At 70.1% G+C, this 12,317-nt stretch carries 14 protein-coding genes; 5 read left to right on the top strand and 9 right to left on the bottom strand.

From position 1 onward, the window contains the following. Positions 1-191: 191 nt before the first annotated feature. Together ACI3KS_RS19220 and ACI3KS_RS19215 are read right to left on the bottom strand one after the other, a co-directional pair. Entirely contained in the window at positions 192-956 is a 765-nt protein-coding gene (locus ACI3KS_RS19220; RefSeq protein ID WP_404920146.1) for an SDR family oxidoreductase, read from the bottom strand. A gap of 74 nt (positions 957-1,030) precedes the next feature. Beyond that, positions 1,031-1,783: an SDR family oxidoreductase gene (locus tag ACI3KS_RS19215; RefSeq protein WP_404920145.1), complete on the bottom strand. Its 753-nt coding sequence runs from the start codon at positions 1,781-1,783 to the stop codon at positions 1,031-1,033. 191 nt (positions 1,784-1,974) lie between these two features. On the opposite strand from ACI3KS_RS19215, the gene ACI3KS_RS19210 reads away from it, so the two are divergent. Beyond that, a complete protein-coding gene (locus tag ACI3KS_RS19210; protein ID WP_404920144.1) occupies positions 1,975-2,889 on the top strand; it encodes an RNA polymerase sigma-70 factor in 915 nt (304 codons plus the stop codon). Further along, positions 2,886-3,341 (top strand): hypothetical protein, encoded by a 456-nt coding sequence (locus tag ACI3KS_RS19205; RefSeq protein ID WP_404920143.1) that lies wholly within the window; start codon positions 2,886-2,888, stop codon positions 3,339-3,341. The genes ACI3KS_RS19210 and ACI3KS_RS19205 overlap by 4 nt, the downstream gene beginning before the upstream one ends. A gap of 5 nt (positions 3,342-3,346) precedes the next feature. Here ACI3KS_RS19205 and ACI3KS_RS19200 read toward each other — a convergent pair whose 3' ends face one another. The 4 genes from ACI3KS_RS19200 to ACI3KS_RS19185 all read right to left on the bottom strand — a co-directional run bounded on the left by ACI3KS_RS19200 (position 3,347) and on the right by ACI3KS_RS19185 (position 7,327). Continuing rightward, positions 3,347-4,162, bottom strand: a complete 816-nt coding sequence (locus tag ACI3KS_RS19200; protein ID WP_404920142.1) for a hypothetical protein — start codon at positions 4,160-4,162, stop codon at positions 3,347-3,349. 194 nt (positions 4,163-4,356) lie between these two features. Further along, a complete protein-coding gene (locus ACI3KS_RS19195; protein WP_404920141.1) occupies positions 4,357-5,679 on the bottom strand; it encodes an ATP-binding protein in 1,323 nt (440 codons plus the stop codon). After that, positions 5,669-6,346 carry a response regulator transcription factor gene (locus ACI3KS_RS19190; protein WP_404920140.1) on the bottom strand — a complete coding sequence of 226 codons (678 nt, stop codon included), beginning with the start codon at positions 6,344-6,346 and terminating at the stop codon, positions 5,669-5,671. The genes ACI3KS_RS19195 and ACI3KS_RS19190 overlap by 11 nt, the downstream gene beginning before the upstream one ends. Before the next feature lie 63 nt (positions 6,347-6,409). Next, positions 6,410-7,327 carry a DMT family transporter gene (locus tag ACI3KS_RS19185; RefSeq protein ID WP_404920139.1) on the bottom strand — a complete coding sequence of 306 codons (918 nt, stop codon included), beginning with the start codon at positions 7,325-7,327 and terminating at the stop codon, positions 6,410-6,412. Between the two features lie 77 nt (positions 7,328-7,404). On the opposite strand from ACI3KS_RS19185, the gene ACI3KS_RS19180 reads away from it, so the two are divergent. Next, entirely contained in the window at positions 7,405-8,241 is an 837-nt protein-coding gene (locus ACI3KS_RS19180; RefSeq protein ID WP_404920138.1) for a sulfurtransferase, read from the top strand. Here ACI3KS_RS19180 and ACI3KS_RS19175 read toward each other — a convergent pair. Continuing rightward, positions 8,229-9,152 (bottom strand): hypothetical protein, encoded by a 924-nt coding sequence (locus ACI3KS_RS19175; RefSeq protein ID WP_404920137.1) that lies wholly within the window; start codon positions 9,150-9,152, stop codon positions 8,229-8,231. The genes ACI3KS_RS19180 and ACI3KS_RS19175 overlap by 13 nt on opposite strands. Positions 9,153-9,454: 302 nt before the next feature. Between ACI3KS_RS19175 and ACI3KS_RS19170 the strand changes: the two genes are divergently transcribed. Together ACI3KS_RS19170 and ACI3KS_RS19165 are read left to right on the top strand one after the other, a co-directional pair. Then, positions 9,455-10,093, top strand: coding sequence for an acyl-CoA synthetase (locus ACI3KS_RS19170; RefSeq protein ID WP_404920136.1), 639 nt, complete (start codon positions 9,455-9,457; stop codon positions 10,091-10,093). Beyond that, a complete protein-coding gene (locus ACI3KS_RS19165) occupies positions 10,090-10,455 on the top strand; it encodes a hypothetical protein (RefSeq protein ID WP_404920135.1) in 366 nt (121 codons plus the stop codon). Before ACI3KS_RS19170 ends, ACI3KS_RS19165 begins: the two co-directional genes overlap by 4 nt. A 97-nt stretch (positions 10,456-10,552) precedes the next feature. Here ACI3KS_RS19165 and ACI3KS_RS19160 read toward each other — a convergent pair whose 3' ends face one another. Together ACI3KS_RS19160 and purB are read right to left on the bottom strand one after the other, a co-directional pair. Beyond that, positions 10,553-10,897, bottom strand: coding sequence for a DivIVA domain-containing protein (locus ACI3KS_RS19160; protein WP_404920134.1), 345 nt, complete (start codon positions 10,895-10,897; stop codon positions 10,553-10,555). Positions 10,898-10,904: 7 nt separating this feature from the next. Further along, positions 10,905-12,287: an adenylosuccinate lyase gene (gene purB / locus ACI3KS_RS19155; RefSeq protein WP_404920147.1), complete on the bottom strand. Its 1,383-nt coding sequence runs from the start codon at positions 12,285-12,287 to the stop codon at positions 10,905-10,907. Between the last annotated feature and the right edge of the window lie 30 nt (positions 12,288-12,317).

The raw sequence follows: 12,317 nt of genomic DNA, 5'->3' as shown, positions 1-12,317 counted from the left end.
ATCCGCACCGCCTCCGCCCGCTCCGCAGGCGTGTATTGCACCCTCCTGATCGGCGGCCTCTTCCCACGCTCATCACTCATCTCATCCATCAGGACCAGACTCCACCATCACAGGGGCACCCCATGCGGAAACATCATGTCCTGGCGCGGTTGACCTGTTCTCGGCAGATGCGGGACGGCGAGATCGAAGAACTACACCCGCGGCGGGTTCAGCGGCAGCCACTCCTCGAGCGTGGTCGCGAAGATCTGCGCGCCGTCGACGGGGATGAGAGTGCGTTCCTCGATCTGTGCTCCGTAGTACGGCGCCGTGTCGTCGCGCACGACGGAGCGCGGATCGCCGCGGAACGCCAGCGCGCGCCGCGCGAACTCGTCCATGCCGAACGCCTCGGGGCCGGCGATCTCGACATCGCCGATGGGCCCGCCGGCCGCGGTGCGAGCGACCGCTGTCGCCACGTCCTCGGCGGCGATCGGCTGGATCAGTGCGCCGGGAAGCGTCACGGTGTCGCCCTCGGTGGAGATGTCGGCGATGCTGCCGACGAACTCGAAGAACTGGGTCGCGTGCACCAGCGAGAAGCCGATGCCCGACTCGCGGATGAGCTTCTCCTGCGCGACCTTCGCCGCGAAGTAGGGGATGTTCTGCGGGCGGTCGGTGCCGACGATCGTGAGGGCCACGTGGTGCGTGACACCGGCGGCGATCTCGGCAGCGAGCAGGTTGCGCGTCGAGGTCGTGAAGAACTCGAGCACGTCCGCCGGAGCGAACGACGGCGAGTTCGACACGTCTACGACGGTGTCCGCGCCGGTGAGGGCCGCTGCCAGACCCTCACCGGTGAGCGAGTTCACGCCGGTGTTCGGTGATGCGGCGACGGCCTCGTGGCCGTGCTCGTTCAACTTCGCGACGACCTTCGAGCCGATGAGGCCGGTGCCTCCGATGACGACGATCTTCTTTCCCATGTCCATGCCTTTCCTGAGTGGGGGGATGCCGGTTGCGGCGCTCTGCCAGGGTTGACCGGGCAGAGCCGCGGACTGTGACGTCAGCCGGCCGACACGCGCCACTCGTGGTATCGCGTCGGAGCGATCGTGGCGGTCGCCTCGGGCAGGAGATCGCGCGGGGCGAGACGCGCACCGAAATACGTCCCGAGCGGATCGGGCAGGACCTCGCGGTCGTCGTGGCGCCAGCGCAGATCCAGAGCCGCGATCTCGCCTAGGCTGAACACTTCGGGCCCGCCGTGCTCCTGCATCCCGCAGCGTGGTTCGGCGAGTGCCGCCTGCGCGACGACCGCCGCCACGTCGTCGGCCGCCATGGGCTGCACGAGCACATCGGCGACATGCGCCGCCCCGCCGCGCATCGCATGATCGGTGATGCTCCGGACGAACTCGAAGAACTGCGTCGCGTGCACCAGAGTGTACGGACGCCCGGACGACGAGAGCAGACGCTCCTGCTGCTCCTTCGCGATGAAGTACCCGCCCTCGGCGCGCGCGAGCCGATCGGTGCCGACGACCGAGAGCGCGACATGGTGCCCGACACCCGCCGCGTCGCCGTAGCCGAGCAGGTTCATCGTCGAGGCGTAGAAGAACTCGCGCGCGGCCTCCTCGTCGGTGTACGACGAGTTCGACACGTCGACGATGACGTCGGCGCCGGCGAGAGCATCCGCCAGTCCCTCGCCCGTGAAGGAGTTGACGCCGGTGGACCGGGCAGCGGCGACGACGTCGTGCCCGTCGCCGCGCAACGAGCGGACCACACGCGTTCCGATGAGGCCGGTGCCTCCGATGACTGCGATTCTCATGTCTCTCCTTCGATCGCGAGGTACGCGCGAACGGCGCGCTCCCCCGGAATGACCGGGGAGCGCGCCGGGATGTGACAGATCACGTCACAGAAACGGATGCCGTCCGGTCGGACTCTGTGAGGGCGCAATACGCGCCGAGAGGAAGGTGGTGGGCCTTGTCGCGACATACCGGGACCGAACAGAGTGGAGTCGTGACGACATCCGCCGACGATCTCCCCCGCCCGGATGCCGCCACCGGGATGGACGCGGCGATCGAGCTGTTCGCGGCGCACCGGCGACGGCTCTTCGGCATCGCGTACCGGATGCTCGGCACCGTCGCGGATGCCGAGGACATCGTGCAGGAGACCTGGATCCGCTGGCAGGGAACCGACCGCAGCACGGTGCGCGAACCCGGGGCGTTCCTCACGACGGTCGCGACCCGGCTGTCGATCAACGTGCTGCAGTCCGCGCGCGCCCGACGTGAGACGTACATCGGCCCGTGGCTGCCCGAGCCGGTGAACACCGACGACGATCCCGCGTTGGGCGCCGAGCGTGCCGAGGCGCTGCAGTTCGCGATCCTGTTGACGCTCGAGAGACTCACGCCGACAGAGCGCGCCGCATACATCCTGCGCGAGGCCTTCGACTACCCGTACCCGCGCATCGCGGACGTGATCTCGTCGACCGTCGTCAACGCCCGCCAGTTGGTGAGCAGGGCGCGGGCGCATCTGGCCTCGGCGAAACAGACCGAGGCGCCTCCGAGCGACCCGCGGCGCCTGCTCGAGGCGTTCCTCGTGGCGGCGCAGAACGGCGATGCGGATGCGCTCGAGGAGCTGTTCGCCGCCGACGTCGTGAGCTACACCGATGGCAACGGCGTCAAGCTCGCGGCGCGCGTCCCCGTGATCGGGCGCGCTCGGGTCGCGAAGTTCGTCGCGGCATTCGCGAGCCACTTCTGGGAGCGCAAGTCGATCGGCTGGGTCGAGGTCAACGGGCAGCCGGCGGTGACGCTCATCGAGAACGGCGTGATCACCACGATGGTGGCGGTCACGACGTCTGCCGAGGGCATCGAGCAGCTCCTCTGGGTGATGGCTCCCGACAAGCTCGGCCACGTCGCCGCGGTCGGCGGATGAACCGCAGGGCGCCGTCGGCGTGCGCGCGCCGGCAGGGCTGCGAGGGGATCCGCGCGCATCGGGCCGACGACGGCACCGACGGGCGGCGCGCTGCGGGGTCGGATGCGTCAGGCAGCGGGTTGCTCGAGTCGCTCACCCGGGCGCTCGTCGCGGGCGATGCCGACGGCATCCGCTCCGTCCTCCGGAGTGATGTGGTGCTGGTGGTCGACTCCGGATCTGTGCCGTCGTCGCCGCGAATCACGGATGCCGATTCCGCGGTCGCCGCTCTGGCCGCGCTCGCCGGATCCGGGACAACGGTGAGGCCGGCTTCGGTCAACGGACGTGCCGGAATCGTGCTCATGAGGGCGGATGCCGTCGTCGCGGTGCTGGCCGTCGAGGTGCGGGCGGGGCTGCTCTCGCAGTTCTGGGTCGTGAGCAACCCCGAGAAGCTGCGGCACTGGAACCGCAGCTGACCCGCTCAGTCGTCGGTGTCAGTGCCGACGACTGCGAAGTCGGCGCTGAGGTCGATGTCGATCGAGCGGCGGTCGCCCGTGAGCACCGAGACGTCGTACGGGCTCGACGCGTCGTCGTCCACGTCGAGGTCGGTGATCATGCCGTCGGCCTCGGCGACGGCGGCATCCACCAGCGCGCGGATCGTGGCCTCGTCGAGAGTCAGCGCGGGAGCCGAGTCGTCGTCATCCTCATCGGTCGATACGACGGTCGCGACGAGGTCGGCGTCGACCCGCACCTCGGTCTCGCCGCCGGTCGAGTTCTCGAGCTGCACCTCCCACGTGCCGTCGCGCTTCGCGTCGATCGAGGTCACGACGCCGTCGGCTGCGCCGCGGGCGGCATCCGCGATGGCGACGAGCTCGTCGGCCGAGTCGGTGCCGATGCCGGTGACCGGCCCGTTCTGGTTCTGCCCGTTCTGGTTCTGGGGTGCCGCGTCGTCTTCCGAGCGGTCGTCGCGGTCGTCCTGGTCGTCGTCCGAACGCTGGCCATCGGAGGCGACGGCGCGATCGTCGTCATCGCCGAACTCGTCGCCGATCGCCGCTCCGACCGCGACGCCGCCACCGGCGAGCAGCAGGGCCGCGGCGATGCCGCCGCCGATCAGCAGCGCGCGCTTGCGGCCGGGCTTCTGCGCATCGGCCTGCGACTCTGCGGGAACGGCTGCCGCAGCATCGTGCGCGGTGGCCGGCTCGACCGGGACGGTCGGTGCATCCGCCGCGGGCGGGGCAGGCGGGGTCGGCCGCTCGGGCGCGTTCTCGGGAGTGGGGTTCTGGTTCTGATCGCTCATGCATCCATGCTCGCTTCCGGGTGCTGAAGCGCGCCTGAAGCATCCTGAAGCCGCTTTCAGGAACGCCGAACAGGAGAGCCCCTCGACGCGGCGGGTGGAGCGACACCCTGTGGGGCGGATGCTGAGAGGGGAGGTCTCCGCCCATGACGGCGAACTCCGCCCGACGGGGTGCTGCACCCCCGGAGGCGCAGCCCTCAGTTCGCGAGCGGCAGGGTCACCACGAAGCGAGCTCCACCCCAGCGTGACTCGTCGACCGCCACGGAACCTCCGCTCGCCGTGGCGATGCCGTGCACGATGGTCAGGCCCAGCCCGCTGCCACCGGCATCCCGGCTGCGGGCCTCGTCGAGGCGCACGAAGCGCTCGAAGATCCGCTCCCGCTCCTCGGCCGGCACCCCGACCCCATCGTCCTCGACGAGCACGAACACGTGACGGTCCTGCGGCACCACGCTGATCGCCACCCGCCCGGCGCTGTGCCGTACCGCGTTGTCGGCGAGATTGCGCAGCAGCTGCCCCAGCAGCCGGGGATCGCCCTCGACCCGGGCCGCACGGATGCCGGAGCCATCGACCTCGACCCCCGCGGCCCGCAGTCGCCGCACCTCGCCGAGGGCGAGGTCATCGAGGTCGACCGCCTCGGTCAACCTGCTCGCACCCTCGTCGAGCCGGGCGAGCAGCAGCAGCGACTCCACGATGCCCTGCAGGCGCAGCCCCTCTTCCGAGACGACCTCGGCGAGCTCTCCCATGCTCGTGGCACCCGGGTGCGCCTGCGCGAGCTCGGCGTGCTGGCGGATCGTCGCGAGCGGGGAGCGCAGCTCGTGCGAGGCGTCCGAGACGAAACGGCGCTGCGCCGCCGCAGCGGAGTCCAGGCGATCCAGCATCCGATTCATCGTGCTCGCGAGCGCGGCGATCTCATCCGCCGACGAGGGCACCTCGATGCGCTCGTGCAGGCGCTCGGCGGTGATGCCGTCGACCTCCGCGCGGATGCGCGTGACCGGCCGCAGCGCCCGGCCCGTCACCAGCCAGGTCGTGACGGCGACCAGCGCGAGCAGCAACGGCACGGCGACCGCGAGCAGCACGGCGACGGTCGCCAGTGTCTCCTCGCCCTCTTCCGCCGAGACCGCGAGCACCAGAGTGCCGTCGCCGTCGAGATCCTCCGAGACCACGAGCATCGGCTCGCCCTCGATCGTGATCCGCTGCGGTCCGTCGCCGGCCGGCAGCGGCGTCGAGCCGAGATCGTCGCGCGCGTCCTCGCTCGCCGCCCTCACCGCCCCGTTCTCGTCGAGGAGCTGCACGATCTCATCGTCGAGACTGTCGAGAGCTGGGCCTCCGCCCCGGGAGTCGAATCGCTCCGCGAGCTCCTCGAGTCTCTGCTCCGCCGCCCGTTCCGACGCCGCATGGACGCTGGAGTTCAGGATGCCGTAGAACAGGACCGATCCGACCACGAGAGCGAGAGCCACGACGAGCGTGGCCCCGAGGGTCGTGCGACCGCGGACCGAGCGCCAGAACCGTCTAGCCACCATCGGCCGCCAGACGGTAGCCGGCGCCGCGGATCGTCTCGATCGCCGCGCGTCCGAACGGCTTGTCGAGCTTGCGGCGCAGGTGACCGACGTACACCTCGACGATGTTCGGATCGCCGTCGAAGTCGTCGTCCCACACTCCCTCGATGAGAGCACGCTTGGTCAGCACCTGGCCGCGGTGTCGCATGAGGTACTCGAGAACCGAGAACTCGCGGGCGGTCAGCGCGATGGGGGTGTCGCCGCGCCAGACCTCATGCGCGGCGGGATCGAGCCGCAGATCGCCGGCCTCGAGCACGGCGGGTCTTGCCACTCCGCCACGACGAACGAGCGCGCGGATCCGGGCGACGAGGATGGCGAAGGAGAACGGCTTCGTGACGTAGTCGTCGGCGCCCGTCTCGAGCGCCTCGACCTGATCCCACTCGCCGTCCTTCGCCGTGAGCATGAGCACCGGTGTCCAGTTCTCCTCGGCGCGCAGCGCCTCGCACACCTTCCAGCCGCTCATACCGGGCATCATCAGGTCGAGCACGATCGCGTCGTATGTCGTCTCACGGGCCCGCCAGAGTCCGTCCACGCCGTTGTGCGCGACGTCGACCGCGAACCCTTCGGCCTCGAGGCCGCGGCGCACGGCATCCGCCAGCCGCACCTCGTCGTCCACCACCAGGATCCGCATTCACCCAGTCTGGCGGTCAGGGGCTGAATCCGCGCTGAAACGGTGCAGCGCTTTCGGCGGGCTTCAGCGGCCCCTCTCGGAGGGCTGCTCCTCGACCGCGCGGCTCTTCCGCCTGACGAGCTTGAGCTCGCTCGCGAGGATCCCCAGCACCACGAGCCCTCCGCCGATCAGCGCGGTGGCGGGCAGTCGCTCTCCGGCGATGCGCCCGATGACCCCTGCCCAGACCGGCTCGCCGGCGTAGATGATCGTCGCCCTGGTCGGCGACACCGACTTCTGCGCCCAGTTCATCGTGAGCTGGATGAGGCAACTGGCCGCTCCCAGTCCGACGGCCGCCCCGACCCATACCCACGAGAACTCGGGGACGGCCTCGCCCGCCACGGGCATCGTGAGCAGCCCGAGCAGACCGGCCGTCAGCAGCTGCACGATCGTGATGCGGCCGAGGTCGACCTTGCCGGCGAAAACGCTGATGAGGATGATCTCGGCCGCGATCGGCAGAGTGCTGATCATGGTCGCGATCTCGCCCGTGCCCAGAGTGAGCGCGAAGGCGTCGGGGCCGGCGATGAGCATCAGGCCGACGAAGGCGAGCCCGGCTCCGACGAAGGCCATGGTCGGCGGGCGCTTGCGGAAGACGGCCCACTGCGCGAGCGGAACCAGCGGCACGTACATCGCCGTGATGAACGCCGAGGTGCTCGAATCGATCGTCTGCAGCCCCAGGGTCTGCAGCCCGTAGCCGAGGTAGATCATCACACCGATCGCGGCACCGGCGCCGATGTCGCGCCAGCGCATTCCGCGCAGCGAGCGCCAGAAGATCGCCACGCTGATGAGACCCGCGACGAGGAAGCGGATGCCGACGAAGAACCACGGATCCGCGTGCTCCATCGCCCAGTGCACGAGAAGGAAGGTGCTGCCCCAGACCGCGGTGATGGCGATCAGCGCCGCCTCTTGCGGGCGGAAGCGCATCCAGCGCATTCGAGTGGCCATCGGGTGCCTTTCTCGACGCTGCCTCATCGAGTGTACGGCCGGGCCGAAGCAGGTGCGGATGCCGGTACCCTCGCGACATGAGCAACTTCGTGTCCGCGGCAGAACTGAACGACCTCCTCGCGTCGGACGCTCCGGTGCGCGTCCTCGATGTGCGGTGGCGGCTCGACCGCCCCGACGGGCACCCCGAGTACCTCGGCGGGCACGTCCCCGGCGCCGTGTTCGTGCCGCTCGACCGCGAGCTCGCCACGCACGGGGAGCCCTCTGAGGGCCGGCATCCGCTCCCGTCCACCGTTCAGCTGCAGGCCGCGGCCCGCCGTTGGGGTGTGAACCACGGCGACGCCGTCGTCGTCTACGACGACTTCCAGGGCATCGCCGCCGCGCGGGCCTGGTGGCTGCTGCGGCAGGGCGGCGTCGACGTGCGACTGCTCGACGGGGGCATCCGGGCATGGGTCGCGGCGGGACTCGAGGTCGCGACCGATGACGTCCTCCCCGAGCTCGGCGATGTCGCGCTCACCGAGATCGGCGCGGAGGCGCTGACGATCGACGAGGCGGCGGCCTTCCCGGCATCGGGAGTGCTGCTCGACGTCCGCGCGCCGGAGCGCTACCGCGGCGAGACCGAGCCCTACGACCCCGTGGCCGGGCACATCCCCGGTGCGATCAACCTGCCGACCGGTCGTCATCTCGACGACGAAGGACGGATGCTCGATCGCACCACGGTCCTGAAGACCCTCGAATCGATCGGCATCGACGCGGGAACCTCGGTGGCGGCGTACTGCGGATCCGGCGTGACCGCCGCGCACACCGCACTCGTCCTCGACGAGGTGGGCATCGCTGCGAAGGTCTTCGCGGGATCGTGGAGCCAGTGGTCGAACACTCCGGGGCGCCCGGTCGCGACGGGGGATCAGCCCGGCTGACTCCCGCGCTCGCCGTATCCCCAGCGCAGCTCGACCGCGCCCGGTCCGAACGCGCGGCGCACCTGATGGATCGACGTGCGCCCGTCCAGGGTCAGCGGAGTGAGGATCACCTCGCCCGGGGTCTCGATCTTCTCCTCTATCCAGTCGGGCAGCGCGTCGGGGTGGAAGCGGGTCCAGACGAGAAGCTCCCGGCACTGGCGGGCGAGCGCGTGCCCGGTCTCGCGCGAGGGCGGATAGCCGTCGGGGTAGTCGACCGACCATTCGATCACCGCGGTGTCCGGAGCCTGCAGCGGGCACTCGAGCTCGAAGAGCGCTCCGTGCACCTGACCGCTCGGGTGCGAATAGCGGCGCGAGATGCGCCCGCCCGACACCGCCTCGAGGATCGGCGGTGGCGTGCGCTCACCCGGCGTCATCTCGAGGAACGGGATGCCGATCGCCGTGCCGACCGTGCACTGCACGATGCTGCGTGTGGAACAGTGCGCGACGTTGCCGGAGGCGTCGACGTCGGTGATCGAATGCGTCGTGATCTCCCGGCAGAGATCGGGGAACGGCACGCCGAGGGCGGCGAACGCCTGTTTCACCAACTCCTCGAGATCTCCTTCATCGATCGGGAACTGCGCAGGACCGAGAGGGCCAGTGCGATGGGTGCCGCCGACGAGGGCCGTCAGCGCCCCAGGGCGCAGGCGCAGCAGGTCCTCGATATCGCTCAGCGCGGCGATCGACTGCACACCCTCAGGGCGCCGCGCCCCTGAGCGCCAGTAACTCAGGGTGGCCATCGATACGCTGTTCCCGCGAAGCCGGAGCTGCTCGTGCAACCATGCCAGAGTGACGTCTCTGGCGTTGATCGCATCGCGGAACGCCGCAGCGACGGCATCCGTCCTGGACATCTTCCTGTCGGGCGTGGAACTCATCACACTCCCTCTCCGGTATGTGAAGATTTCCCCTCTACCCTGAGCATACGGCCGCGCGACCGCATGCAGGGGACGGCAGAGCGGGAACGGGTCGAGAAGGTGGATTCCGTCGCATGCAGGGTGCCCGAGCGTGCGGGGATCCGTCCTCGCGCAGTGGTGCCCCCCTCGCTGCGAACACGTGGGGCCTGGCGGATGGTTCCGGGGAAGTCCGCTCAGGCCCCACGATCGCGTCCGGGCCCGGCCACGCCGCCGCGAACCCCCGCGTAGACTGGGGAGGAGACCCCGGAGGACCCCGCATCGTCATGTCTGCCCCTGCCCGTACGTTCACCGTGCGCCACGTCCAGTTGGTGCGCGCGCTGCTCGCCGCCGCCGCCGCGCTGATGATCACCTTCTCGCCGGACCACTCGGCGGCGGTCGGTCTCTCGGTCTTCAGCGGTTTCGTGATCGCCTCGGCGCTGGTTCTCGGCCTGTCGGCGTGGCTCGTGCATCCGGCAGGCCGTCGGTGGGCACCGATCGCGCTGGGGCTGATCAGCCTGATCGCCGGCATGGCCAGCGGCATCCCCGCATGGCGAACGAACGACGCCTTCTTCGCGATCGTGATCGGCTGGGCGCTGCTCACCGGCCTGATCGAGCTGATCTCCGGCATCCGTGCGCGGCGTTCGGGCGAGGCGTCGGCACGCGATGAGATCACAGTGGGAGCCTTCGGCATCCTGCTCGGGCTCCTGCTGATCGTGATCCCTGCCGGATTCACCCAGCCGTACGCGATCGAGGGCGCCGGCGAGTTCGTCCTCACCGGGATCATCCTCGGCGTCGGCATGTTCGGCGGCTACGCCGCCATCGTCGCCGTCTTCCTCGGCATCGCCGGGCTCACGCCGAAGAGGGCAGAGGCCGCCGACACCGATGACCCGGCGCCCGCGCCGATCCAGGGAGCAGATCGATGACCGATGACAAGCCGACCCGGCGCGAGATCCTGCGCCCCCTGCACCTGCTGGGGATCGCGCTGGCCTGCGGCGTGTTCGCCGCCGTGGTCACGCTCGTCTCCACCGGTGCCTTCACCGCGCGCGTGAACACCGCGATCGCGAACGGCACGTACCAGGGGCTGACGCCGATCGCGCTCGGTCTCGTGGTCGGCGGGGGCGCATTCATCGTGACGCTGCTGTTCCTCGCGATGCTGATCCTCGCGGTCGACCCGGCCGATGTGACCAAGAACGTCGACCGGCCGGTGCTGTACGACCCGGAGGAGTCCGGCTCGGACTCCGGCCCGTCGGACGCCGACGGCTCCGGCCGTCCGGCCTCCCCCTGAGCAGCCGCCCGACTCTGCAGCCCACGGAGCGCAGAGCCGTCGGCACCACGGTTCTCTGCGCTCTGGCCCCGACGCGATCTGCAGCGCTGACGGCGGCTCAGTCCTTTCGCTCGCCGAGCTTGCGCACCTGGTCGAGCATCGCGCGCACCTCGGCCTCCTGAGCATCCTGCACGGAGGCCGGTTCATACGCGCGGAACCCGCCCGCGATCTCGTCGAGCAGCCGATCGACGGCATCCGCGTCATAGCCGAGTCCGAACAACCCCACGGTGGGGAACCGTCGCGTGAGGATCTCGGTGCTGGTCAGCGTCGGCGTCCGTCCCTGCTCCCGGTCGCGGAGCGCGAGCGCGCAGGCGTCGAGGAAGTCGTCGACGTCGTCCATCCGGTATCGGCCGCCGGAACGCCGCTGCGGAATCAGCGCAGCGATGATCTCGTCGCTGTGCATGGCGAGCTCAGCGGGCGAGCTGCTCGGCGATGCCCGTGTATCCGGCCGGCGTCAGCGCGAGCAGACGCTGCTTGGCGGCATCGCCGATCTCGAGCTTCTCGACGAACTCCGCCAGGTCGGCGGCACCGACCCGGTGGCCGCGGGTGAGTTCCTTGAGCAGCGCGTACGGGTCCTGAATCGTCGAGCGACCGGCGACGACCTCGGCGCGGATGACGGTCTGGATCGCCTCGGCGAGCACCTCCCAGTTCACGTCGAGGTCGGCGAGCAGCACATCGCGCGACAGCGAGATCGCGTTCAGGCCGCGGCGCAGGTTGTCGAGAGCGAGCAGCGAGTGCCCGAACGCGACACCGATGTTGCGCTGCGTGGTCGAGTCGGTGAGGTCGCGCTGCAGACGGCTCGTGACGAGGGTCTGCGAGAGCGAACCCAGCAGCGCGCTCGAGATCTCGAGATTCGCCTCGGCGTTCTCGAAGCGGATCGGGTTGATCTTGTGCGGCATGGTCGACGAGCCGGTCGCGCCGGCCACGGGGATCTGCGCGAAGTAGCCGAGCGAGATGTACGTCCAGATGTCGGTGGCGAGGTTGTGCAGGATGCCGCCGGCGTGGCGCACCCGGTCGTAGAGCTCGACCTGCCAGTCGTGCGACTCGATCTGGGTGGTGAGCAGGTTGAACCCGAGACCCAGACCCTCGATGTACTCGCGGGCGATGGTCGGCCAGTCGGCATCCGGATCGGCGGCGAGGTGGGCCGACCAGGTGCCGGTCGCGCCCGAGAACTTCGCGAGGTAGTCGGATGCCGCGATCTGAGCGCGCACGCGCTCGAGGCGCCACGCGAACACCGCGAGCTCCTTGCCCATGGTCGACGGCGTGGCCGGCTGCCCGTGCGTGCGCGAGAGCATCGCGGCATCCGCGTGCTCGACGCCCAGCTCGCGCAGCTTCGCGATGATCGTGTCGAGCGCCGGCAACCAGACCTGCTCGACCGCCCGCTTGACGGTGAGCGCGTACGAGGCGGAGTTGATGTCCTCGCTCGTGCAGGCGAAGTGCGTGAGCTCGGCGATCGCGTCGAGGCCCAGCGCCGACAGACGGTCGCGCACCAGGTACTCGATGGCCTTGACGTCGTGCTGGGTGACGGCTTCCTTCTCGGCCAGCCAGTCGATCTCGGCCTGACCGAAGTCGCGGTAGAGGGCGCGCAGACGCTCCTTGTCGGCATCCGACAGCGGCGAGGTCTCGAACAGCGAGCGGTCGGTGAGGGCGATCAGCCACTCGACCTCGACCTCGACGCGTGCGCGGTTGAGTCCCGCCTCGGAGAGGAAGTCGGCGAGCCCGGTGACGGCGGTGCGGTAGCGGCCGTCGAGGGGGCTGAGCGGCTGGGGCGGGAGCGAGGGCTGGAAAGTCAGGGGAGTCCTCCTGATCGGGCCCCTAGGCGC

The sequence above is a fragment of the Microbacterium sp. ZW T5_45 genome (genome assembly GCF_044987415.1).
In the GTDB taxonomy this organism is placed as follows: domain Bacteria; phylum Actinomycetota; class Actinomycetes; order Actinomycetales; family Microbacteriaceae; genus Microbacterium.
This window is presented reverse-complemented; position numbering and strand designations above follow the sequence as displayed.

What these genes read in the sequence shown, in the direction of transcription:
- ACI3KS_RS19195 (WP_404920141.1), bottom strand. Translation starts at nt 5,679, where the DNA reads ATGGTGGCTAGACGGTTCTGGCGCTCGGTCCGCGGTCGCACGACCCTC.
- ACI3KS_RS19180 (WP_404920138.1), top strand. Translation starts at nt 7,405, where the DNA reads ATGAGCAACTTCGTGTCCGCGGCAGAACTGAACGACCTCCTCGCGTCG.
- ACI3KS_RS19165 (WP_404920135.1), top strand. Translation starts at nt 10,090, where the DNA reads ATGACCGATGACAAGCCGACCCGGCGCGAGATCCTGCGCCCCCTGCAC.
- ACI3KS_RS19220 (WP_404920146.1), bottom strand. Translation starts at nt 956, where the DNA reads ATGGACATGGGAAAGAAGATCGTCGTCATCGGAGGCACCGGCCTCATC.
- ACI3KS_RS19215 (WP_404920145.1), bottom strand. Translation starts at nt 1,783, where the DNA reads ATGAGAATCGCAGTCATCGGAGGCACCGGCCTCATCGGAACGCGTGTG.
- ACI3KS_RS19170 (WP_404920136.1), top strand. Translation starts at nt 9,455, where the DNA reads ATGTCTGCCCCTGCCCGTACGTTCACCGTGCGCCACGTCCAGTTGGTG.
- ACI3KS_RS19200 (WP_404920142.1), bottom strand. Translation starts at nt 4,162, where the DNA reads ATGAGCGATCAGAACCAGAACCCCACTCCCGAGAACGCGCCCGAGCGG.
- ACI3KS_RS19190 (WP_404920140.1), bottom strand. Translation starts at nt 6,346, where the DNA reads ATGCGGATCCTGGTGGTGGACGACGAGGTGCGGCTGGCGGATGCCGTG.
- ACI3KS_RS19160 (WP_404920134.1), bottom strand. Translation starts at nt 10,897, where the DNA reads ATGCACAGCGACGAGATCATCGCTGCGCTGATTCCGCAGCGGCGTTCC.
- ACI3KS_RS19205 (WP_404920143.1), top strand. Translation starts at nt 2,886, where the DNA reads ATGAACCGCAGGGCGCCGTCGGCGTGCGCGCGCCGGCAGGGCTGCGAG.
- ACI3KS_RS19175 (WP_404920137.1), bottom strand. Translation starts at nt 9,152, where the DNA reads ATGAGTTCCACGCCCGACAGGAAGATGTCCAGGACGGATGCCGTCGCT.
- ACI3KS_RS19185 (WP_404920139.1), bottom strand. Translation starts at nt 7,327, where the DNA reads ATGGCCACTCGAATGCGCTGGATGCGCTTCCGCCCGCAAGAGGCGGCG.